The organism is Psychrobacter sp. TWP2-1-2 (assembly GCF_049896785.1).
In the GTDB taxonomy this organism is placed as follows: Bacteria; Pseudomonadota; Gammaproteobacteria; order Pseudomonadales; family Moraxellaceae; genus Psychrobacter.
Genome location: NZ_JAFCVA010000005.1, coordinates 114,213 through 137,622 on the forward strand (window position 1 = coordinate 114,213; position 23,410 = coordinate 137,622).

The window sequence follows — 23,410 nt, forward strand, 5'->3', positions numbered from 1 at the left end:
ACCAACCGATGATCTGTCCTTATCTATTATGTTTCACTTTCTATTTATTTGCTTTAAACCTGTTTTAGCCAAAATAACGGTGCTGCCTTATGTCAATCAATTCTGAATCGTTATCTCAGGAACCTTCTGCTACTCAGCAGCGCCGACAAGCAAATGTGTTTTTGTTGCGCCTGCAGTGGCTGGTTATCTTGTTGCTTATCGCGGCCCTATTGTGGCTCTACATCAGCCAACAGCGTTTCCAACATAGTGTTAATGAGCGTTTGCAAAGCAACGAGCAAGTCGTCAGCCGTCTGAATGAGATGGATGACCGTCTATTTGCGATGAGTCAGCAGACGCTGCCAGAGCCTCGATCTGCCGCCAGTAGCCAAGCGCAAAACCAGTTAGATTTATTGCGTATTCAGATACAAGCCGCTGATAGATTGTTGGCAGACAATAACGACAGTGCAGCGATTGATTTGTTGCGTGGTCTACACTGGCAGCTTTCGCAAAGCAGCAATGAGATTGCTCCAGCGCTAACGGTTGTGATCAAACAAAGCTTGATGAAAGACATCGAACGTTTGCAGGCGAGCAGCACTCAGCCCAGTCCTTGGCAGCTACAAAACCTCGCCATCCAAAATATTCAAGAGTTTTTGCACAGCTATGAGCGTGTGAGTAGTGAGGCGACACCGCACAATAGCGCTGATAATAATATGAGCCTCTCGCGCAAACAACTGACCATTCACGAAGTGATTATGACCTTAAATCTGGCCAGTCAAGCCAGTAATATGCGCGAACAAGAGCAGCTGGTTGGTTATCTGCGTCAAGCACGAAATCAACTACAAACCTTGGTGCCGAAGTCTGCTATTCCTCAAGAGTCAGCGCCAAAGGCAGCCATGACTAATACTGAAAACGCCTCTAATGATGCGTCCGTAGGCAAAAAACAAACCTCTACCGACAAGAACCTACAAACCAGATCCTCTCCGACAAATATCGGAGAAGTCATAGATTGGTTAGATAAATTGATTGCCAATGCACCGAAACCAACGCCATTGTTGACCACTCAGATTTTGGATAAATCTCAGCGTTAGTGGTTCAGTGGATGTTGATTGATAGATTTATGAATATAAAAATAAGAGAAATGACGTTATGGACAGTTTGAATCAAGCAGCACATGTAGCCTCTAATATCGCAGATAATCATCCTGACGAATTGTCTCATTATCCCATTATTCATCATCAGCCCATTCACTGGGGCGAGATGGATGCGTTTAACCATTTAAATAATGTGATTTATTACCGTTACGCTGAATCAGCACGAATTGGCTATTTGCAGGCGCTAGGTATGTTTGATGGCAGTATGGTGACGGTATTGGCACAATCAAGTTGCCAGTATTTACGCCCAGTGACTTATCCTGATACTTTGCTATTAGGAGTGCGCTGTCAGCGCTTGGGTAATACGAGTATCGTGATGGAATACAGCTATTATAGCACCGCGCAAGCGGCCATCGTCGCGACGGCTGAGGCAGTCGTGGTACGTCTCGATAGTGAGGGAAAGCGTAAGTTAGCTTGGACAGAGGAAGAGCGCGCTCGGCTATTGGCATTAGAAGCGAAAGTTGGTCATATACCGAAGCTTTAGCACTGAATATTAAATAAGTGAAAAAAGGGCACGCTAACGTTACGTTAGCGTGCCCTTTTGCTATGTGACTGATATCGAATTAGCCAGTCAAACAGTCAAACAGTCAAACAGTCAAACAGTCAAACAGTCAAACAGTCAAACAGTCAAACAGTCAAACATTAATCTTGCTTTGGCGCATGTACGAAATCGATGACGTTCAAGTCAAAGCCTGATAATGCGTAAAACTTCATGGGTGATGATAATAAACGCATATCACGAACGCCTAAATGACGCAAAATCTGTGCGCCAACACCAATGCTGCGATACGGCTGCTGGGTAATGGTCGATTGCGATTCATTGTCTGCCGCTTTGTCTAACGCCTCTCCTAAATCTATTGGCTGGTTGCTACCAATCCAAACTAATACGCCGCGATCTGAATTACTGATTTCTTCCAGTGCTGAGCGTACGCTCCAGCCACTACGACCCGTCATATCATTTTTGGCAGCAAACAAGTCGCGTAATGGGTGAAAACCATGAACACGGACGGTGCTGACGCCTTCGCTCACATCGCCTTTTACCAAAGCCAAATGCGTTTCATCAGCGCCAAATTCGCGGAAGCGATGTAGCGTAAAGGTGCCGTATTCCGTTTCAAAAGGACGCGACTCAATTTCTTCTACCGTTTGCTCGTTCGCGATGCGGTAGTTGATGAGGTCAGCAATTGTACCCATCTTGATGCCATGCTCTTCGGCAAATATCTCAAGGTCATCACGGCGCGCCATCGTACCATCAGCATTGATGATTTCGACAATCACTGCTGCGGGCTCAAGCCCTGCTAGGCGTGCTAAATCACAACCAGCTTCGGTATGCCCAGCGCGGTGCAAGACGCCACCATTTTGAGCCATGATTGGGAAGATATGTCCAGGTTGGACGATGTCTTCAGGTTTTGCCGAAGAAGAAACCGCGGCTTGAATTGTACGAGCGCGATCAGCAGCAGAGATACCCGTTGTAACGCCTTCAGCGGCTTCGATAGAAACCGTAAAGTTGGTGCTAAATTTTGCTTCGTTACGATCAGACATCAGCGGCAACGCCAACTGTTGGCAACGTGCTTGTGACAAGGTCAAGCAGACCAAACCACGTGCATGAGTAATCATAAAGTTAATATCTTCAGGGCGCACATGGGTGGCTGCCATAATGATATCACCTTCATTTTCACGGTCTTCATCATCCATCAAGATGACCATCTTGCCAGCACGAATGTCTTCGATAATCTCAGGAATCGTATTTAAACTCATAGTAAGTCTCAATATTTTATTATTTATAGATAGGTGTGATGGGGAATATAAAGCATTGTCTGTCTATTGTAGCAGTAGATGCTACAGGGCGCTGTTGCGGTTAGGCAAATTGCATCGGATCAAATTGATCCACCGTAGACATTATGGAATCATTGCTTATATATCAATATGAGGACATTTTAACGCTTTTCAGCCCACTGTGCTGCTTCATCTCGAAACTATATGGGCCAGTCTGTCAAATATAGTGATAAGTATTACTAATGGTCACGACGATTCATGTATTCAATGAGATAGTAAGCAATGGGCTAACCTATATTGCGAGCCATCAGTCATTACTGGCTGCTTGGCTTTTTAGCCAATCCATAAACTGTTTGCTATGTTGCTCGCGCTGGTTGTCGGCAAATTCATAAAAGCTGCTACCAACTAAATTGTCTGGCAAATAGCTTTGCGGATAATAGTGATTGGGATAATCGTGTGGATAGGCGTAACCTTGACCATAGCCTTGATTACGCATCAGTTTAGTCACGCCATTACGTAGGTGTAGCGGTACTGGAGAGGCATCTTTTTCTGCCAACGCCATCGCCGTATTGATGGCTTTATAAGTGCTGTTACTTTTGGCACTGGTCGCCAGATAAACCACTACTTGCCCCAAGATAATACGCGCTTCTGGCATACCAATTGATTGCACACTGCGCAATGCTGCATCGGCAAGGAGTAAAGCATTAGGGTTGGCATTACCGATATCTTCACTGGCCAAGATGACCAAGCGCCGCGCGATAAAATCAGCAGGCTCACCGCCAACTAACATCCGCGCCATCCAATAAAGCGCAGCATCAGGGTCTGAGCCACGTACGGACTTGATCATCGCCGAGATAATATCGTAATGCTGCTCGCCATCTTTGTCATAGCGTACCAACGCGGTCTGAGCGACACGAGCGACCAATTCATCGTTAATGACGAGCGGTGATTGCTTAGTGTCCGCCGTTTGAATAGCCAGCTCTAATAAATTTAGCGCCTTCCTCGCATCACCATGCGCCAGTTGGCTGATAGTGTCTTGTGCTTGTAAATCAACCGTCAAATTTTTCAGCACTGAATCTTCTGAAATTGCCCTTTGCAATACCGCACTGATTTGCTCAGGCGTCAGTGGCTCTAAACGATATACTTGGCAACGTGATAGCAGGGCATTATTGACACTAAAAGAAGGGTTTTCAGTTGTCGCACCAATCAAGGTAATATCACCAGATTCGACCGCGCCCAGTAAGGCATCCTGCTGAGCCTTGTTAAAGCGGTGTATCTCATCGATAAAAACCACTGGCGATTCAAATGCTAATGAGTCCTTATTGTCTAACACTTCTCGCAGCTGTTTGACCCCAGTATTTAAGGCAGACAAGGCATGAAAAGGTCTGCCAACAGCATCAGCCAACAGCATGGCAATAGTCGTTTTGCCGATGCCAGCTTCACCATGCAAAATAATCGATGGCAGATGCCCTTGTTCGACCAAACGCCGCAAGGGCGCATCTGCCGCCAGTAGATGTTCTTGACCAATGATTGCATCAAGTGTCGTTGGGCGCATACGCTGGGCAAGGGGTGTATCGGCATGAAAATTAGGCGGCATAGAAATCTCTATTATCAATTTAAACAGCTATCAATTAGTTCATAACGACAGTGATTAATGGGTTTTTATCGCTGCATCTAAATGACTACATCCTAGGTTACATTCATCATTGCTATGGAAAAAGACCATATCTGTCTGTTTGGCATGATTTTCGCACTAATGAATATTAGACATGAGTAGTAAAAGTAGGCTAATTTATAAAGATGCTATTTAGTATGTGTCTTGGTATGTGTCATACACGATAGGCTAACGCAGATTTACGTTAATAAAAGTCAATCAAGTGTACAGCTTATGTCCCAAATACTTTGATTTTTATGCTTTTATCCCTATTAACGGTTCAACAGCATTGATAGATCGCAGATATCACGCGCGATTTACGACCTATCATTTGTGATCATCCATCCATTAGGCATAAGGTATTACTGTCATGATGTCTCCGCCGATATTGCAGCGCTTGTTCGCTCGCTACTTATATCGCAGTGCCAAGCAGCAATCACGTTTGCTTACTACAGGTGAGATAGCGCTGGCGCGTTCAGTATTTGGCGACAGTATCAATCTCGATGAGGTTCAGCTCAAGACTGCTTGGTGGGTGTTGAAACATTATGCGGTTAGTCCTAATGGCAATATTTATTTTAACCCAGCAGATTGGATAATAGATTTTAGCGATGCTTCATTGAGTAAAAAAAGTTGGCTGATACATGAATTGACCCATGTATGGCAATTACAGCAAGGCTTAAAAGTGGTGCGCGGTGCACTTATTGATCGCCGTTATGATTATGTGCTCAAGACAGGTAAATCCTTCTTTAACTACGGTATCGAACAGCAGGCGCGTATGGTTCAGGATTATTTTATTCGTCGTCAGCGTGGGCAAGACTGTCAAGCATTAGAAACTTGTATTCCATTTTTAATCGTAAAGTCTGACGACAATATGAAGTGATATCCATTGGCAATGGATTGCCATGACGACTTTGGTTTTTATTATTTTGCATTAACAAGGACACGTACCCTTATGTTTAAATTTTTGCCAAAAAAGCTCAATTATAAAATGAATAAAGATGTGGTTGATGATTCTATCAATCAAAAAAACACCCTTTTACAGCACTCGTCAACCTTGTTTGCGGCAACACTCAGCGGCGTATTGATGTTAAGTGGTTGTCAGCAGCAAGCAGAGACTCAACCTGCGCCAGAAGACAGTCAGAGCGTTGAAAAAACGAGCATTGAAGACAGTCAGCCTATGCGCCCAAGTGATTCTGCTGCTACCCGTATAAAGCAGTTTCAGCCTATCTATGTCGCGCAAGCACAAAGGCTACAGCGTCGTTTACAAGCAGAGTATGAATCATTACAAGCCGCTGATAGCTCAGATAGTGAGGATTCATTGCTGATAAATGATGATACTGCTGCTAGCGATATTAATACTAATAACGTGATGAAGAATAACAGCGATACAACTGATAGCAGCTCACTATCTGCTGACACCACAGATGATGAAGTGGATATCCCCGCTGAGGCTGATATCAATACCAGTACGGAAGTTGGCGAGCGTGATTTAACGGTGTTAAAGCGCATTAGCCTTGAGCCACGTAAGCCTATTATGCTAACAGAAGATCAAATCATCGAAAGCTACCAGCAAGCGATGGAAGCGCTTTATCAGCCTGTGACGACGCCTCTTAGCGCAGAAGATGTTGATACGTTAATCAATATCGCGACATTGGCTCCGCAGTTATTTGAGCATGCAGAAATTGCCGGTAGGCTCAGTGCCAAGAGCCCAGCATTAGCGCGTTTGATTATTCAGCATCAGGTTTGGGAGCAGATAGAAGCTCAGCAAGTGATTGATATGCAGCAGATGAAACTGAATCAACAAAAAGAGTTTGAGATGCTTATGACTAAGTTCAATGACACCATTAAAGGTTATGATGAGCAAATTGCCAAATATGAGCAAACACTAAAAGAATTCCAGTAGCCGCAATTCTGGCACTCAACCAGTTATTCATTCAGTAACGAATAGGGTTTCTATAAAATGTAATGTGGCTAACCGTATCAAATGAGACGGTAAGAACCATAAAAAAAGAACTATAAAAAATCCCGCACGATGGCGGGATTTTTTATAGTTCTAAAAACTAAAATATAAGTGACTATTTACGGTCTTCAACTTTAACGAAGTCGCGATGCGTTTCACCAGTGTATAACTGACGTGGACGACCGATTTTGAACGGTGTGCTGTGCATCTCTAACCAATGGCTGATCCAACCAGAAGTACGAGCCAATGAGAAGATTACGGTAAACATTGACGTTGGGATACCGATGGCTTTAAGGATAATACCCGAGTAAAAATCAACGTTTGGATACAAGTTACGCTCAACGAAGAACGGGTCTTCTAAAGCGATTTTCTCAAGTGCCATGGCAAGCTCAAGCTTAGGATCATTGATGCCCAATGCGCCTAATACTTCGTCACAAGTTTCTTTCATCACTTGTGCGCGTGGATCAAAGTTTTTATAAACGCGATGACCAAAGCCCATGAGTTTCACTTCACGGCTCTTCACTTTTTCCATGAATTCAGGCACATTTTCAACTGAACCGATCTCATCTAACATCTCAAGCACGGCTTCGTTCGCGCCGCCATGTGATGGTCCCCAAAGGGCGGCGATACCAGCAGCGATACACGCATAAGGGTTGGCGCCAGTAGAACCAGCTAGACGTACCGTAGACGTTGACGCGTTTTGCTCGTGGTCAGCATGCAAAGTAAAGATTTTGTCCATGGCACGAGTGATGACGTCATTGGTTTTATAATCAACATCAGCAGGCGTGGCAAACATCATGTATAAGAAGTTTTCAGCATAGCTAAAGTCATTGCGTGGATACATGAACGGTTCGCCTTGCGAGTATTTATAACTCATCGCAGCAAGCGTTGGCATTTTAGCGATTAGACGGATAGCCGTGATTTCACGATGCTCTTCGTTACTGACATCTAATGCTTCATGATAAAACGCGGATAAAGCACCAACGACACCAACCATAATGGCCATTGGATGCGCGTCACGGCGGAAGCCTTCAAAGAACTTGCGCAATTGATCATGAACACCCGTATGCTTACGGATTTTTTCAAAGAAATCTGCTTTTTGCTCAGCGTTCGGCAAATCGCCATGAATCAAGGCATAAGCCACTTCTAAATATTCAGCATTGTTTGCCAATTGATCGATAGGGTAGCCGCGGTGTAGTAGCTCACCCTTACCACCATCAATATAAGTAATCTTTGATTCAACAGGGGCGGTCACTTTAAAACCAGGGTCATAAGACCAAAATCCTGATTCTTGTAGAGCAGCAATATCTAGAACTGGACGCCCTAAAGTACCTTCGATAATAGGAAACTCGTATTCTTTACCATTGACGGTTAGTTTGGCATTAGTGTCAGCCATAAATTGCTCTCCATTGGTTTTAGCTTGTTAGAATAAAATTACGACAGACGCATACCCTCGGTCTATCGTTAGTCAAATCATAAAAATGCATTTAACTCATTTAATACGCAGGGTATATTAGCAGTAATTACTTATGATTTGAAAAGACTTTTACCATCAATAGCACCAATTGGCACGGTTTAGTCGTGTTTATTCACTGTAATTTTTGTATCAAAATATGTCTGATTGGTTATTTTGCTTAGAAAGCTTGTTTTTATGACAGTAAGTACAGCTACATTATCCGCATAATTTTTAAAGAATTTTACGATAATAATGTAGCAGGTTTTATTAATATTCGGGTTAAAAACAGACAGAGTATGCGTAGTAGACGAATTGAGTTTGGCGTAAATTTCCTCAAAATTGAGCAATTTTGGCAAATACGTATGACCGCTGTCTATTTATTTGTTAACCCAGCGTTTGCCTTTTACTACTTAGGGGATAAATTTGTAATTATCGCCCAGTCATTTTATAATTGTAGGAACTTAACTGGCACTCGCTTTGTGCGAATTGATAAGTGGTCATGATGTAGTGTCGTTTTTCTATTCATACTCGGTTATGGCTGAGTAGCACAAGAGCAACGACGCACTAGCGTTTTGATAGACAATATCTGTAATCCATGGTTTGAATGCTTTTGTTAACTGTTCTATTTTTAAGTCATTAGTAAAAGGGCTGTATTGATATCGATGACGGAGTAGCGTTGTTTTTATTGATATGACCAGTAAAAATAGACTAGTTAATCGATCTTACTCATGTTTATTTTCTTTGTTGTATAATAGACGGGTTGTTTTATAGACCTGTCGATTTGACGAGCGATATTAAACAGTTTATCAATACCTTGAACCCCACGATCCTTTCTTCATATTTAGCGCAAACTAAACGAAGTCAGCTAGCTCTTCCTTACTTTATTCGTCTCGTGTGTTGCTCAATGCTTAATCGACATCAGTGATATCAAGCGTTGATAGCAGATACAGGAGTATAACCGCAAAAAGGATGCCCGCTGTGAAAAGCAACCGACCTATTGATCTGCCTTTAAGCCAAGTGATTAGCGTTAATCGCTCACCGATTGCGATCGCCTCTATCTTGCATCGTATCTCTGGCATTATTTTATTTTTATTGATTCCTGTCATGCTGTGGTTACTACAGAACTCATTGGCTTCGGCTGAGAGCTTTGCAACCGTATTTGACAATGTACTTGTGCGCTTCTTAGCATGGATATTTGTTGCTGCGATTGCTTATCACTTTGTGATGGGCATTAAGCACTTATTCGCTGATATGGGCATGAACGAAGAGCTAAAATCTGGCCGCACCGCGTCTATGGTTAGTTTTGTGATTGCAGCGATTCTAATTGTCGCGTCATTTGTATGGGTGATGTTCTAATGATAAAAAATGATTCAGGAATCAAAAGTGCGACTGGTCTGACAGGTTCAGGCTCACGCGATTGGATTATCCAGCGTATTAGCGCTGTCGTTTTAGCCGTTTATAGTGTGGTATTGCTGGGCTTCTTTTTGACGCACGGCGATGTTACTTATCTTGAATGGTCATCATTTATGACCAGTTTACCTATGCGTCTATTTAGCTTGGTGGCGGTACTTGCCCTAGCTGGTCATGCTTGGGTTGGTATGTGGACGGTTTTCACTGACTATATTACCACGGGCAAATTGGGCTCAAGCGCAGCAGGTCTACGCTTAGTGCTACAGTCATTGATGATTATCGCTATTTTAGTGTTTCTATTTTGGGGTATTATGATTTTTTGGGGTACTGGTTTCGGTGTGGTTGCTGTTTAACGATAGCCAATCCCCTATAATCTGGATACGGTGTCAGACTCGCCTAGTCTACTATTTGTAGTTCTGGTGACATGCCCTCCTTGTATCCATATTATATTGAACAGACTATGTATTGATAATATTTATTTATCTGCAACTTGATTTATCTATAAACAATAACGGACGTGACTAGCAAATATCAAAGTCATCCGTTAGTAGCCAAAAATAGTCATAGCCAATCATAGCGTTGGACATCATTGACTTAGTCAGTCACTTATATAATAGGTGCGCTATGGTTTAGTCAGTGAGCGAACCCAATATAACGATAGATATGCAAATTAGGTGGTTAAAGGTTGTGAGCGTCATCTACTTTTATAATTGCAAATAGTGGCAAGACAATAAAGTGTTTTGTCCAGCAATAGGATGATTTTGAGACAGCCTTTTTATTTACTTCTAAGCATTAATAGGCATTAGGAAAACCGTAATGGCAACTAGACAAGATAATACCATTAGTAATATTAAGACGCTAAACTACGATGCAGTCATCGTTGGTGGCGGTGGCTCAGGTATGCGTGCTTCACTACATTTGGCAGAAGCGGGCATGAAAGTTGCCGTTTTGACCAAAGTATTCCCAACCCGTTCGCACACGGTTGCGGCTCAGGGCGGTATCGGCGCAAGTTTGGGCAACATGAGCAACGATAACTGGCATTTTCACTTTTATGACACCGTTAAAGGGTCAGATTGGTTGGGTGACCAAGACGCGATTGAATACATGTGCCGTGAAGCGCCTAAAGTCGTCTATGAGCTTGAGCACATGGGCATGCCGTTTGACCGTAACGAAGACGGCACGATTTATCAGCGTCCGTTCGGTGGTCATACCTCAAACTATGGCGAAAAAGCCGTACAACGTGCGTGTGCTGCAGCTGACCGTACGGGTCATGCGCTATTACATACGTTATATCAGAAGAATTTGCAGCAAGGCACTGAGTTCTTTATCGAGTGGATTGCGCTTGATTTGATCAAAGACGAAGCGGGTAATATCAACGGTGTTATCGCGCTTGAACAAGAGACAGGTACGGTTGCTGTATTCCAATCACCAATTACTGTCCTAGCGACAGGTGGTGCAGGTCGTATCTTTGCTGCTTCTACTAACGCTTATATCAATACTGGTGACGGTATTGGCATGGCAGTTCGTGCTGGTATTCCATTACAAGATATGGAGTTTTGGCAGTTCCACCCAACAGGTGTCCACGGTGCAGGCGTACTGTTAACTGAAGGTTGCCGCGGTGAAGGCGCTATCTTACGTAACAAAGATGGCGAAGCATTCATGGAGCGTTATGCGCCAACCGTAAAAGACTTGGCACCACGTGATTTGGTTTCTCGTTCTATGGATCAAGAAATCAAAGAAGGTCGCGGCTGTGGTCCAAACGCTGACCATATCGTAATGGATATGACCCATTTGGGTGTAGAAACCATCATGAAGCGTTTGCCATCGGTATTTGAGATTGGTAAAAACTTCGCTAACGTTGATATCACCAAAGAGCCAATTCCAGTTATTCCAACTATTCACTATATGATGGGCGGTATTCCAACCACTATTCATGGTCAAGTCATTAAGCCTGATCTAGAAGCAGGTACGGATGAAGACGGTCTATATGCAAAAGGCAACGTGGTTAAAGGTCTTTATGCTATCGGCGAATGTGCTTGTGTCAGTGTTCACGGTGCCAACCGCTTAGGTACCAACTCTTTGCTTGATCTATTGGTATTTGGTCGTGCTGCTGGTAAGCATATCGTTGATGAATTCCATCATGCCGATCATAACTATAAGCCTCTAGATCCACGCGTGCTAGATTATACGGTCGGTCGTTTAGACAAGCTGCAACAGTCGACTGAAGGCTACAATGCCCAAGACGTGGCTGATGAGATTCGTGCAACCATGCAAGCGCATGCGAGTGTGTTCCGTACGCAAGCGATGATGGACGAAGGCGTTGAGAAGATTTTAGCGCTTGGTGACAAGATTGAAAAAATCCATTTGGCCGATAAATCACAAGTATTTAACACAGCGCGCATTGAAGCATTCGAAGTGGCTAACTTGTATGAAGTGGCCAAAGCGACGATGGTATCAGCGGCAATGCGTCACGAAAGCCGCGGTGCTCATAGTGTGTCTGATTATGACCGTCCAGAAGATGATGATTACGCACCAAATGGCCGTAACGACCACGAGTGGATGAAGCATACCTTATGGTATTCTGAAGGCAATCGCATCATTTATAAGCCAGTTCGTAAAGTACCACTAACGGTTGATTACATCGAACCAAAAGTTCGCGTCTATTAATTTTAGACTGCGCAATTTAGCGATACGAACAGCGTAAACGTTTTATTTTTTATTCATTTATTAAAAGGTGACCGCCAGCTACATGCTCATGCCAGCGTGACAATATGATTAGTTGATATTTGATAATTACTGTCAATATGGGCTAATCAATAGCGCTGATATGTTGCAACCTTTGTATGCCCGCCATCACCTACGTGTGGAGTTTAGCATTATGAGCCGAGGTACTCGCACCATCGAAATCTATCGCTACGATCCTGATCTGGACGCAGCGCCGCGCATGCAAACGTATACGATTGAGTTGCTAGACTCAGATCGTATGTTGCTTGACGTGTTATTACGCCTAAAAAAGGAAGACGAAACACTGACCTTCCGTCGCTCTTGCCGTGAAGGTATTTGTGGCTCTGATGGCATGAACATCAATGGCAAAAATGGTCTAGCGTGTCTCATTAACATGAACACTCTGCCAGAAAAAGTCACGGTTCGTCCATTACCAGGTCTACCTGTTGTTCGCGATTTGGTTGTTGATATGAACCAATTCTATGAGCAATATGAGAAAGTACATCCGTACTTGATCAATGACCAGCCAGCGCCGCCAACTGAGCGTTTGCAGTCACCTGAACAACGCGAAAAGCTAAACGGTTTGTACGAATGTATTCTATGTGCATGCTGTTCAACCAGCTGCCCATCGTTCTGGTGGAACCCTGATAAATTCTTAGGTCCATCAGCACTACTGCATGCTTATCGCTTCGTGGCTGATAGCCGTGATGGTGATACGCAAGCACGTTTGGCGCGCTTAGATGATCCATTTAGCCTATTCCGTTGCCGCGGTATCATGAACTGTGTATCAGTATGTCCAAAAGGCTTGAACCCAACCAAAGCAATTGGTCATTTACGTAATATGCTCATTGACCAAGCAGGTTAATCGTTTATAATTGTCTGGTTTTTTTGCAGATAGCGTACGAAAAACACCACCTAATCATTAGGTGGTGTTTTTTATGAGCAATATATCTGAGATTATTTAATTTTTTCAGTGTCAGATAGGGCTTACAGAGACGATTATTCTACATAGTTAAAGGTAAGGCTTGGCTATCAATACGTTGGTTGTATGTAAGAAGGCATGATATATACGTCAGCAATCTATATAATTGGTGTTAGAAAAAAGTATTCAGCCAGAGATATTCACCACGTTAAATGTTAGAATAGCGCATTATTTTAATAATTAGTTGTTTTGACGAACCACTATTAGTCATTAATGTTTAACTTACTAATAAATAAGTATTCAAAACAAATAATAGACTGGAATAATGCATTCAAAATGATAGTAGATATTCATTACCTAAATAGTTAGTATTGAACAAACAAACTATGGCGCGAAACGCTGTCATGCTACTCTATACAGCAACGTATGTTTGCCATAAAAGTAATGATAGCTTGGGAATAACCAGACGTTCCAGCGAGGATAGCCAAATAATAGGCCAGCTGAAGGCGTCAATAATTCATCGATCGTTTATCTTTGATGAATTGGTTATGACTAACTTCAGTATATATAAATTAATGTTGTGAGACGAGTCAGATAACAAAACTGGACGTTCACAAATAATTATATTTTTAATATAGGTATTGTAATGGCACTTATTATCACTATTTAGCATCACTGTCTGTCATAAGCAAAAGCACAGACAAGCGTACCTTTCTTTTATAGTAATAAGTGTGGTTCATAAATCAGTACTGAACAGAATACGATTGAGTTTTTACAGCATTAAGTATTTAGATGTCTCACATACAACAGATTACACAATAATAAGCACGATTCCATTCATTTATCTATCAAATAGACGATTATTATGAATAGTATAACTAAAGAAGCCGCGAGCCTAGGACATACAGAACTGGCTGCTGACAACGCCAGCTATATAGAAGCTCTTTATGAGCAGTACCTAAACGACCCTGATAGCGTTGATACCGATTGGCAAACGTATTTTGAACAATACAAATCGCCAAACGATGCACAGCATAACGCTATTAAGGAACAGTTTTTGTTGCTTGCTCGCAACCAAACTGCCAACAAAGCCAGCACTCAAGCGTCTGATGCAAATGCAGGCTTAGCCGACTGTGCAAACCCTAAACAAATGGGTGTACAGCAGCTAATTTCAGCTTACCGTCGCCGTGGTCATCGCCGCGCCAAGCTTGATCCGTTAAATCTACATCCACGTGCAGAAGTGGAAGATTTGACCCTTGCTTATCATAATCTTTCAGAAGCTGATCTTGATACAGTATTTCCTACCAATGATTTAAATATCGGTAAAGACGAAGCGCCTTTACGTGAAATCATCGAAATTATGGAACGTGTTTACTGCCGTTACATTGGTACTGAATACATGCACGTTACCACCAGTACTGAAAAACGCTGGATGGAAAAGTATCTAGAAACCAACTTAGGTTACATCAAGTTTGATAAAGAAAAGCGCTTATCTATTCTTGAGCGCCTCACAGCAGCTGAAGGTCTAGAAAAATACTTAGCACGTAAATATACGGGCGTTAAGCGTTTCGGACTAGAGGGCGGCGAAAGCTTTATCCCTGCTATCAATGAAATCATCCAACGTGCAGGCGGTTATGGCACTAAAGAGATGGTCATTGGTATGGCTCACCGTGGACGCCTAAACCTACTGGTCAATATCTTAGGTAAAAACCCTGCAGACTTGTTTGACGAGTTTGATGGTAAAGTACAGCCAGAAAAAGGCTCAGGTGACGTTAAATACCATAATGGTTTTTCATCGAATGTGATGACGCCAGGCGGTGAAGCGCATTTGGCTTTGGCATTTAACCCATCACATCTTGAGATTGTCGCACCGGTATTGCAAGGCTCTGTACGTGCCCGTCAGGTGCGTCGCAACGATCAGCCACTTTTAGACAATAAAGGCGGTAATTCAGTATTGCCAATCGTTATTCATGGTGATGCTGCGTTTGCTGGTCAAGGTGTGGTTCAAGAAACGTTCCAAATGTCACAAACCCGTGCTTATACCACTGGTGGTACTGTACATATTGTGATCAATAACCAAGTCGGTTTCACGACCAGCCGTCAAGAAGACGTGCGTTCGACTGAGTACTGTACTGACGTTGCAAAAATGGTACATGCACCTATCCTACATGTGAACGGTGATGATCCTGAGTCGGTCGTATTTGCCGCGCAGTTAGCATTAGATTACCGTCACGAGTTTGATAAAGACATCATTATCGATCTGTTCTGCTATCGCCGTAATGGTCATAATGAAGCCGATGAGCCGTCAGCGACTCAGCCACTCATGTATGCAGTTATCAAGAAGCTACCAACGACTCGTACGATTTATGCACAAAAACTCATCGAAGATGGTATTTTGAATGCTGAAGAAGAAAAGCAGTATGAAGATGACTATCGTGAGTCTTTAGACCGTGGTGACTATGTTGCAAACTCATTGGTTAATGAGCCTAACGAAGAGTTGTTCGTCGATTGGAAACCTTATTTAGGTCACGATTTGGTGGATGATTGGGATACCAGTGTCGACATCGAGATTCTAAAAGGGTATGGACGTCGTATGGCGGAAATGCCAGAAGGCTATAAGTTACAACGCCAAGTCCAAAAAGTGGTTGAGCAGCGCTTGGCCATGCAGACAGGCGAAGAGCCATTGAACTGGGGTGCAGCTGAAACGTTGGCATACGCATCACTAGTCGATAACGATAAAGTATTGGTACGCATTACTGGTGAAGATGTGGGTCGCGGTACTTTCTCACATCGTCATAGCGAAATCTATAATATCAATGATGGCAGTATGTATGTGCCATTGGCTCATATGAGTGACACTCAAGCCCGCTTTGCCACTTATAACTCATTGTTATCAGAAGAAGCGGTATTAGCCTTTGAATATGGTTATGCAACGACAGTACCAAATGCCTTGATCGTTTGGGAAGCACAGTTTGGTGACTTCGTCAACGGCGCGCAGGTGGTGATTGACCAGTTTATCTCAAGTGGTGAGACCAAGTGGCAGCGCGTTTGTGGTCTAACTATGTTATTACCACATGGTTTTGAAGGTCAAGGTCCTGAGCATTCATCTGCTCGTCTTGAGCGTTTCTTACAGCTATGTGCTGAAGACAATATGCAAGTAATAACGCCAACGACACCTGCGCAGATCTATCATGCGCTACGTCGTCAAGCAGTTCGCCCAATTCGCAAGCCATTGATTGTCATGTCACCGAAGAGTTTACTACGTCATAAGCTAGCCACTTCAAATCTTGAAGAGCTGGCGAATGGTAAGTTTGAAACGGTATTGCCAGAGATGGACAACCAAAATGCAGACAAAGTCACTCGTATGGTGCTTTGTGGTGGTAAAGTTTATTACGACTTGCTTGAGCAGCGCCGCGCATTAGGTCTAGATCATGTCGCTATTGTTCGTATTGAGCAGCTCTACCCATTACCAGAGCAGCGTTTGATGGCTGAGATTGAAAAATACAGCAACTTGGCTGAGATCGTTTGGACGCAAGAAGAGCCGCTGAACCAAGGCGCTTGGTATTATTTAGCACCGCATATGTTCCGTATCGTCGTACCACACCCAACCAAGGCGAAAGTCATGGAGCCAGTGGCGCGTCCTGCGAGTGCAGCACCTGCAACAGGATCACCAAAACTGCATGCTCAGCAGCAGCAAGCGTTGATCGCTGGTGGTCTTGGTATCAGTGTCGATGAGTTGGCTAAGTAACAGATTATTGAAGATAAATGAATCAGGCGATAACAGTCAGTATGTTGTAATAAAATCTAGATAGTATTATCTAAGATCGCTATGCAAGATGTCACTGACTGCCTATCACGACTTAATAACAAATATGAATATCCCAATCTAAGGAGTATATCGATGGCTGATATCAAAGCCCCCGTTTTTCCAGAATCAGTTGCCGACGGTACTATCGTTGAGTGGCATGTCACTGAAGGTCAGCAAGTCAATCGTGATGATCTATTGGCTGAAATCGAAACTGATAAAGTCGTATTAGAAGTTGTGGCGCCTGATAACGGCGTTGTGACCAAAATAGTTAAGCAGGTTGATGATACCGTGTTGTCTGACGAGATCATTGGTCAATTCGAAGCTGGTGCAAGCGCTAGTACAGATAATGCTCCTGCGGTAGATCCAGATCAACCAGCAGCGCCAGTACAAGCTAAGCAAGCAGCAGATGGTGGCGAGCCTGTCCAAGCAACAGATAAAAAAGACGAAGCGGATCATAAAGATCAAAGCCCAGCAGTGCGTAAAGCAGCGAAAGAGTCTGGTGTAGATCCTAAAGAAGTGGAAGGCAGTGGTCGCGGCGGTCGTGTGACCAAAACGGATATGGCTAACCCAACATTGAAAGCAGACAGCAGCATCAAATCTGATAGCGGCCGTCCAGTGGCTGAATCAATGGGTGAGCGTACTGAGAAACGTGTTCCAATGACACGTCTACGTAAGACAGTCGCCAATCGTCTGCTAGCCGCTTCTCAAGAAACGGCGATGCTAACGACGTTTAACGAAGTGAACATGAAGCCATTAATGGACATGCGCGCTAAATATAAAGACCAGTTCGAAAAACGTCATGGCGTACGTTTAGGCTTTATGTCATTGTTCGTGAAAGCGGCAACCGAAGCACTTAAGCGCTTCCCAGCAGTAAACGCGTCACTAGACGGTGATGACATTGTTTATCATGGTTTCTACGATATCGGTGTTGCTGTATCATCTGATCGTGGTTTGGTTGTTCCAGTACTACGTGATACCGATCGCATGAGCATGGCTGATGTCGAAAGCCGTATCCGTGAGCTTGGTGGTTTGGCTCAAAAAGGTAAGCTTGGTCTAGATGACATGACTGGCGGTACTTTCACTATCTCAAACGGTGGTGTATTTGGCTCATTAATGTCTACACCTATTTTGAACCCACCACAAACGGCTATCCTAGGTATGCATGCGATCAACGACCGCCCAATGGCTGTTGATGGTAAAGTTGAAATTCTACCGATGATGTATCTTGCATTGTCTTATGACCATCGTATGATTGATGGTAAAGAAGCGGTACAGTTCTTAGTCACTATCAAAGAATTGGTTGAAGATCCAGCCATGTTACTCCTTGACCTGTAAGCTTTTAAGCTTGTATTGGCAACCGCTGATACAAGCTTTTTAACTTTAGTCTAAACAGTGGTGCTCGTTGTTTATTAATAAATAAGAATGTTTCGCTGATGTGGTGTATTTACCGTAAAGTGAAAAAATTTGAACCAAAATATGGCTTATTTATTAACGAGACAATCCTCAGTTTAAACGATATTTACAATTAGAACGATAATTAGAAATAGGAACGTACTATGAAAGACAATTATGATTTAGTCGTCATCGGCGGCGGTCCTGGTGGTTATGAAGCCGCTATCCGTGCAGGTCAGTTAGGTATGAGCGTTGCTTGTATCGAAAAGCGTGTTTATAAAGGTGAGCCAGCACTTGGCGGCACTTGCTTGAACGTTGGTTGCATTCCATCAAAAGCATTACTTGATAGCTCGCATCGTTACGAAGCGACTAAGCATGACCTTGCTGAACATGGTATCAGCACCGGTGATGTCGCTATCGATATCGAGCAAATGATTGCGCGCAAAGAAGGTATCGTTAAGCAATTAACGGGCGGCGTTGCAGCATTATTAAAAGGTAATGGCGTTGACTGGCTACAAGGCTGGGGCACGTTAGAAGACGGCAAAGGCGCTGATAAAAAAGTTAAATTTACCGCCCTTGCAGATGAAGCAGAAACGACCATCACTGCTAAAAACGTGATTCTTGCGGCAGGTTCTGTGCCGATCGATATCCCAGTTGCTAAAACTGATGGCGATCGCATCGTTGACTCTACTGGCGCCCTTGATTTCACTGCTGTACCTAAACGCTTGGGCGTGATTGGTGCTGGTGTTATCGGTCTTGAGCTTGGTTCAGTATGGCGTCGTCTAGGCGCTGAAGTGGTTGTTTATGAAGCGTTGCCAAGTTTCTTAGCAGCTGCTGACAAAGATATCGCAAAAGAAGCAGGCAAAATGCTGAAGAAGCAAGGTCTTGATATCCGCGTTGATACCAAAGTAACCAATGCTGAAGTCAAAGGCGATCAAGTTGTTGTCACGAGCGAAACCAAAGGCGAGTCATCTGAAGAAAGCTTCGACAAACTGATCGTTTGTGTTGGTCGCCGTGCTTATTCTGAAAAACTGCTTGGTGATGACAGTGGCATTCAATTGACTGAACGTGGTCTTATCGACGTGAATGATCAATGTAAAACCAATCTTGATGGTGTTTATGCCATCGGTGATTTGGTTCGTGGTCCAATGCTTGCGCATAAAGCGATGGAAGAAGGCATGATGGCCGTTGAGCGCATTCATGGCGAAAAAGCCCAAGTTAATTATGACACGATTATTAACGTTATCTATACCCATCCAGAAATCGCATGGGTTGGTTTGACTGAGCAAGAAGCTGAAGCCGCTGGTTTTGAGGTCAAAACAGGTTCATTCAATCTAGCAGCAAACGGCCGTGCATTGGCTCAAAGCGAAGCAGAAGGCTCTATCAAAGTCGTGGCTGATGTTAAAACAGATCGCCTATTAGGTATGCATGCTATCTCTGCTGGTGCTGGTGATATCGTCCATCAAGGTATGATCGCGATGGAATTTGTCTCTAGTATCGAAGATTTGCAGTTGATGACTTTTGCTCATCCAACCATTTCAGAAGCCGTGCATGAAGCTGCTCTGTCTGCTGATGGCCGTGCTATTCACGCCATTCAGCGTAAAAAGCGTAAGAAATAAGTCGTTAGTTTGATCAGTACCAACTTATAACCTGATCGCGATGGGGTCGTTATGGTTTCCATCACGATCATAAGTGCGCCATATGCTTGTCGAATATGTATATACGCGCACTTGTTTTCACTTTTTATTAATTGTAAAAAATAAAGGATACAATCAATGAATTTACATGAGTATCAAGCAAAAGAGCTATTAAAAAGCTATGGTTTGCCGATTCAAGAAGGCATTATTGCCTATAACGGCGACGAAGCTGCTGCTGCTTTTGATAAAACGCCAACAGACATTGCGGTTATTAAAGCGCAAGTACATGCTGGTGGTCGCGGTAAAGCGGGTGGCGTAAAGCTGGTTAAAACTCGTGAAGAAGCCAAGCAAGTTGCTGAAGAGCTAATCGGTACCAATTTGGTTACTTTCCAAACTGACGCTGATGGCCAACCAGTTAACTTCGTATTGGTTGCAGAAGATATGTATCCAGTACAAACTGAGCTATATCTTGGTGCAGTCGTTGATCGTTCTACGCGTCGCGTAACGTTCATGGCATCAACCGAAGGCGGCGTTGATATCGAAGAAGTCGCTAACGAAACCCCAGAAAAAATCTTTAAAGTAAACGTTGATCCTTTAGTTGGTTTGATGCCTTTCCAAGCACGTGATGTGGCATTCAAACTAGGTTTAGAAGGCAAGCAAATCAATCAATTCGTTAAATTGATGACAGGCGCTTATCAAGCATTCATCGATAACGATTTTGCCTTGTTAGAAATCAACCCTCTAGCCGTTCGTGAAAATGGCGAAATCGTTTGTGTTGATGGCAAAATTGGTATTGATTCAAACGCATTGTATCGTCTGCCTAAAATCGCAGCACTACAAGACAAGTCACAAGAAAATGAGCGTGAGCTTAAAGCGGCTGAGTTTGACCTAAACTATGTTGCCCTCGAAGGTAACATCGGTTGTATGGTTAACGGTGCTGGTCTTGCTATGGCGACCATGGATATCATCAAATTGTACGGCGGCAAGCCTGCTAACTTCTTGGACGTTGGCGGCGGCGCAACTAAAGATCGCGTTGTTGAAGCATTCAAGATCATTCTTGAAGACAGCAGCGTTGAAGGTGTTCTAATCAACATCTTCGGTGGTATTGTACGTTGTGACATGATTGCAGAAGCGATTATCGCTGCTATCAAAGAAGTTGACGTAAAAGTACCTGTTGTTGTCCGTCTAGAGGGTAACAACGCTGAAAAAGGCGCGCAAATCCTAGAAGAATCTGGTCTGAAATTGATTTCTGCCCAAGGTCTATCAGATGCGGCTCAAAAAATTGTCGATGCTGTTAAAGCTTAATATATTTGAGGCATAGTCCTCTAAATATACGTGCTTAAACATAGTAGTCAACGCGTAATAGCAGCTTGTTGGTATAAATTTATCATTAATATTTAATGGATAACATATCATCAAGTGGCTATTGCAAGACAACCGAATACAAGGAATAAATAATGAGTGTATTAATCGATAAAGATACCAAAGTATTGGTACAAGGTTTCACTGGTAAAAATGGTACGTTTCACTCTGAACAAGCGATTGAATACGGTACTAAAGTTGTCGGCGGCGTAACCCCAGGTAAAGGCGGTCAAACGCATTTAGGCCTACCAGTATTCAACACGATGGCAGAAGCTATGGAAGCAACCCAAGCTGACGCTTCTGTTATCTATGTACCAGCACCATTCGTACTAGATTCTATCGTTGAAGCGGTAGATGCTGGTGTTAAATTGATTATCGTTATTACTGAAGGCGTGCCTACTTTAGACATGCTAAAAGCAAAACGTTATATCGAAGAAGCTGAAGGCGTACGCATGGTTGGTCCTAACTGCCCAGGTGTTATCACGCCAGGTCAGTGCAAAATTGGTATCATGCCAGGTCATATCCATTTGCCAGGTAAAGTGGGTATCATCTCACGCTCTGGTACATTGACTTATGAAGCGGTTGCTCAGACCACTAAGCTTGGTTTTGGTCAGTCAACTTGTATCGGTATCGGTGGTGATCCTATCCCTGGTATGAACCAAATTGATGCGTTGAAACTGTTCCAAGAAGATCCACAAACTGAAGCGATCATCTTAATCGGTGAGATCGGTGGTACTGCTGAAGAAGAAGCAGCCGCTTATATCAAAGACCATGTGACTAAACCAGTGGTTGGTTATATCGCTGGTGTTACCGCTCCAGAAGGTAAGCGTATGGGTCATGCTGGCGCTATCATCTCAGGCGGTCAAGGTACTGCTGAAGAGAAATTCAAAGCGTTTGAAGATGCTGGTATCGCGTATACACGTGACCCATCTAAGCTTGGCGAGAAATTGAAAGAAGTTACTGGTTGGTAAGATAGGCATAAGTCTACAGTTTAACTACCAAAACTGCATTGAAATATCGAGAAGACACCCCTACAATGGGGTGTCTTTTTTTGTCTCGAAAATAAATTTATGAAAAATAAGATACTAGTTACGGGCGGTGCGGGTTATATTGGCACACACACCTGTATCGCACTGCATGAAGCTGGGTATGAGATTGTGGTTTATGATAATTTATCTAATAGTAGCCGTGAAGCCATCAATCGTGTCTCTACTCTCATTGGTCAGCCGATTGAGTTTATCGAAGGCGATATTCGTGATGCTGAGTCACTTAAACAAGTGTTTCTATCTCATCATTTCTTCGGCGTGATTCACTTTGCAGGTCTAAAAGCGGTTGGTGAATCCGTTGCCAAGCCGCTGATGTATTATAACAATAATGTCAGTGGCACCATTACTTTACTAGAGATTATGGCTAAATTTAATGTCAAAAACCTAGTGTTTTCTTCATCTGCCACTGTCTATGGTGATCCCGAATCGCTGCCTATTGACGAGAATTCACCGCGTTCTTGTACAAACCCTTATGGACAAAGTAAACTGACGGTCGAGCATATCTTAGAAGATCTCGCTGTATCCGACGACAGTTGGAACCTGATACCTCTTAGATACTTTAATCCAGTAGGGGCGCATCCATCAGGGCAGATTGGCGAAGACCCTAATGATATCCCAAATAATTTGATGCCTTATATCTCGCAAGTCGCTGTTGGTAAGCTTGCTAAACTTAATATTTTTGGTAATGACTATCAAACTATTGATGGTACTGGCGTGCGTGATTTTATCCATGTTACTGATTTGGCGCAAGGTCATGTCGCTGCGTTAAATTATTTAGAGCGACAAGTGGCACCAGTAGGATTTTTACCGATTAATTTAGGCACTGGTAAAGGTACTTCTGTATTAGAGTTAGTAACGGCATTTTCTAAAGTTTCTGGACAACCAATTCCTTATCAATTCGCAGACCGCCGCGCAGGTGACATTGCCAGTTGCTATGCCAGTGCTGATAAAGCGAAAAACCTGTTAGAGTGGCAAGCAAAATTATCAATTACTGAGATGTGCCAAGATAGCTGGCGTTGGCAAAGTATGAATCCGAATGGCTATACTGTTAAAGACATTTAAGCTAAACTTGCAAAGCTTAATAAATAAAATATAGTTTTTATTGTATTCTATCATTGATGGCTTAAGTTATTTGA

The 23,410-nt window shown here is 43.2% G+C and carries 17 protein-coding genes; 14 read left to right on the forward strand and 3 right to left on the reverse strand.

Going from position 1 to position 23,410, the window contains the following annotated elements; genetic code table 11:
* The first annotated feature begins 89 nt into the window (after window positions 1–89).
* A complete protein-coding gene (locus ACP7AE_RS06560; RefSeq protein WP_426242076.1) occupies window positions 90–1,067 on the forward strand; it encodes a hypothetical protein in 978 nt (325 codons plus the stop codon).
* Between the two features lie 58 nt (window positions 1,068–1,125).
* Entirely contained in the window at window positions 1,126–1,614 is a 489-nt protein-coding gene (locus tag ACP7AE_RS06565) for an acyl-CoA thioesterase (RefSeq protein WP_060490199.1), read from the forward strand.
* Between the two features lie 158 nt (window positions 1,615–1,772).
* Here ACP7AE_RS06565 and ribBA read toward each other — a convergent pair whose 3' ends face one another.
* Both ribBA and ACP7AE_RS06575 read right to left on the reverse strand, forming a co-directional pair.
* Window positions 1,773–2,885, reverse strand: coding sequence for a bifunctional 3,4-dihydroxy-2-butanone-4-phosphate synthase/GTP cyclohydrolase II (gene ribBA, locus ACP7AE_RS06570; protein WP_055123670.1), 1,113 nt, complete (start codon window positions 2,883–2,885; stop codon window positions 1,773–1,775).
* 325 nt (window positions 2,886–3,210) lie between these two features.
* Window positions 3,211–4,500, reverse strand: a complete 1,290-nt coding sequence (locus tag ACP7AE_RS06575) for a replication-associated recombination protein A (protein ID WP_426242078.1) — start codon at window positions 4,498–4,500, stop codon at window positions 3,211–3,213.
* 430 nt (window positions 4,501–4,930) lie between these two features.
* Here ACP7AE_RS06575 and ACP7AE_RS06580 point away from each other — a divergent pair, with 430 nt between their 5' ends.
* Together ACP7AE_RS06580 and ACP7AE_RS06585 are read left to right on the forward strand one after the other, a co-directional pair.
* Window positions 4,931–5,437 carry a hypothetical protein gene (locus tag ACP7AE_RS06580; protein WP_045443744.1) on the forward strand — a complete coding sequence of 169 codons (507 nt, stop codon included), beginning with the start codon at window positions 4,931–4,933 and terminating at the stop codon, window positions 5,435–5,437.
* Window positions 5,438–5,509: 72 nt separating this feature from the next.
* On the forward strand, window positions 5,510–6,460 hold the full coding sequence (locus tag ACP7AE_RS06585) for a hypothetical protein (protein WP_426242080.1): 951 nt from the start codon (window positions 5,510–5,512) through the stop codon (window positions 6,458–6,460).
* A 172-nt stretch (window positions 6,461–6,632) separates the two neighbouring features.
* Here the strand turns inward: ACP7AE_RS06585 and gltA are convergent, their stop codons facing one another.
* The gene (gltA, locus tag ACP7AE_RS06590; RefSeq protein ID WP_045455400.1) at window positions 6,633–7,913 is read right to left on the reverse strand and encodes a citrate synthase; all 1,281 of its coding nucleotides are present in this window, start codon (window positions 7,911–7,913) and stop codon (window positions 6,633–6,635) included.
* A 1,029-nt stretch (window positions 7,914–8,942) separates the two neighbouring features.
* Between gltA and sdhC the strand changes: the two genes are divergently transcribed.
* The 10 genes from sdhC to galE all read left to right on the forward strand — a co-directional run bounded on the left by sdhC (window position 8,943) and on the right by galE (window position 23,336).
* Window positions 8,943–9,329, forward strand: coding sequence for a succinate dehydrogenase, cytochrome b556 subunit (gene sdhC / locus ACP7AE_RS06595; protein WP_201501781.1), 387 nt, complete (start codon window positions 8,943–8,945; stop codon window positions 9,327–9,329).
* A gap of 20 nt (window positions 9,330–9,349) precedes the next feature.
* Window positions 9,350–9,736 (forward strand): succinate dehydrogenase, hydrophobic membrane anchor protein, encoded by a 387-nt coding sequence (sdhD, locus tag ACP7AE_RS06600; protein ID WP_227500963.1) that lies wholly within the window; start codon window positions 9,350–9,352, stop codon window positions 9,734–9,736.
* A gap of 463 nt (window positions 9,737–10,199) precedes the next feature.
* Entirely contained in the window at window positions 10,200–12,050 is a 1,851-nt protein-coding gene (gene sdhA, locus ACP7AE_RS06605) for a succinate dehydrogenase flavoprotein subunit (protein WP_055123666.1), read from the forward strand.
* A 211-nt stretch (window positions 12,051–12,261) separates the two neighbouring features.
* Window positions 12,262–12,972: a succinate dehydrogenase iron-sulfur subunit gene (locus ACP7AE_RS06610; RefSeq protein ID WP_055123743.1), complete on the forward strand. Its 711-nt coding sequence runs from the start codon at window positions 12,262–12,264 to the stop codon at window positions 12,970–12,972.
* Between the two features lie 922 nt (window positions 12,973–13,894).
* Window positions 13,895–16,777 (forward strand): 2-oxoglutarate dehydrogenase E1 component, encoded by a 2,883-nt coding sequence (locus tag ACP7AE_RS06615; RefSeq protein ID WP_426242082.1) that lies wholly within the window; start codon window positions 13,895–13,897, stop codon window positions 16,775–16,777.
* 153 nt (window positions 16,778–16,930) lie between these two features.
* Window positions 16,931–18,172, forward strand: coding sequence for a 2-oxoglutarate dehydrogenase complex dihydrolipoyllysine-residue succinyltransferase (odhB, locus tag ACP7AE_RS06620; RefSeq protein WP_426242084.1), 1,242 nt, complete (start codon window positions 16,931–16,933; stop codon window positions 18,170–18,172).
* A 221-nt stretch (window positions 18,173–18,393) separates the two neighbouring features.
* On the forward strand, window positions 18,394–19,848 hold the full coding sequence (gene lpdA / locus ACP7AE_RS06625; protein ID WP_201539418.1) for a dihydrolipoyl dehydrogenase: 1,455 nt from the start codon (window positions 18,394–18,396) through the stop codon (window positions 19,846–19,848).
* A gap of 156 nt (window positions 19,849–20,004) precedes the next feature.
* Entirely contained in the window at window positions 20,005–21,171 is a 1,167-nt protein-coding gene (sucC, locus tag ACP7AE_RS06630; RefSeq protein ID WP_055123662.1) for an ADP-forming succinate--CoA ligase subunit beta, read from the forward strand.
* 152 nt (window positions 21,172–21,323) lie between these two features.
* Window positions 21,324–22,199, forward strand: coding sequence for a succinate--CoA ligase subunit alpha (gene sucD, locus ACP7AE_RS06635; protein WP_045455414.1), 876 nt, complete (start codon window positions 21,324–21,326; stop codon window positions 22,197–22,199).
* A 99-nt stretch (window positions 22,200–22,298) separates the two neighbouring features.
* Window positions 22,299–23,336, forward strand: a complete 1,038-nt coding sequence (gene galE, locus ACP7AE_RS06640; protein WP_201539420.1) for a UDP-glucose 4-epimerase GalE — start codon at window positions 22,299–22,301, stop codon at window positions 23,334–23,336.
* The last annotated feature ends 74 nt before the right edge of the window (window positions 23,337–23,410 follow it).

Excerpts from the sequence above, each read along its gene's own strand:
- odhB (WP_426242084.1), top strand. The coding sequence starts at position 16,931 with ATGGCTGATATCAAAGCCCCCGTTTTTCCAGAATCAGTTGCCGACGGT.
- sucC (WP_055123662.1), top strand. The coding sequence starts at position 20,005 with ATGAATTTACATGAGTATCAAGCAAAAGAGCTATTAAAAAGCTATGGT.
- gltA (WP_045455400.1), bottom strand. The coding sequence starts at position 7,913 with ATGGCTGACACTAATGCCAAACTAACCGTCAATGGTAAAGAATACGAG.
- ACP7AE_RS06585 (WP_426242080.1), top strand. The coding sequence starts at position 5,510 with ATGTTTAAATTTTTGCCAAAAAAGCTCAATTATAAAATGAATAAAGAT.
- ACP7AE_RS06560 (WP_426242076.1), top strand. The coding sequence starts at position 90 with ATGTCAATCAATTCTGAATCGTTATCTCAGGAACCTTCTGCTACTCAG.
- ACP7AE_RS06615 (WP_426242082.1), top strand. The coding sequence starts at position 13,895 with ATGAATAGTATAACTAAAGAAGCCGCGAGCCTAGGACATACAGAACTG.
- ACP7AE_RS06610 (WP_055123743.1), top strand. The coding sequence starts at position 12,262 with ATGAGCCGAGGTACTCGCACCATCGAAATCTATCGCTACGATCCTGAT.
- sdhA (WP_055123666.1), top strand. The coding sequence starts at position 10,200 with ATGGCAACTAGACAAGATAATACCATTAGTAATATTAAGACGCTAAAC.
- galE (WP_201539420.1), top strand. The coding sequence starts at position 22,299 with ATGAAAAATAAGATACTAGTTACGGGCGGTGCGGGTTATATTGGCACA.
- ACP7AE_RS06575 (WP_426242078.1), bottom strand. The coding sequence starts at position 4,500 with ATGCCGCCTAATTTTCATGCCGATACACCCCTTGCCCAGCGTATGCGC.
- ACP7AE_RS06565 (WP_060490199.1), top strand. The coding sequence starts at position 1,126 with ATGGACAGTTTGAATCAAGCAGCACATGTAGCCTCTAATATCGCAGAT.
- ACP7AE_RS06580 (WP_045443744.1), top strand. The coding sequence starts at position 4,931 with ATGTCTCCGCCGATATTGCAGCGCTTGTTCGCTCGCTACTTATATCGC.
- sucD (WP_045455414.1), top strand. The coding sequence starts at position 21,324 with ATGAGTGTATTAATCGATAAAGATACCAAAGTATTGGTACAAGGTTTC.
- ribBA (WP_055123670.1), bottom strand. The coding sequence starts at position 2,885 with ATGAGTTTAAATACGATTCCTGAGATTATCGAAGACATTCGTGCTGGC.
- sdhC (WP_201501781.1), top strand. The coding sequence starts at position 8,943 with ATGCCCGCTGTGAAAAGCAACCGACCTATTGATCTGCCTTTAAGCCAA.
- lpdA (WP_201539418.1), top strand. The coding sequence starts at position 18,394 with ATGAAAGACAATTATGATTTAGTCGTCATCGGCGGCGGTCCTGGTGGT.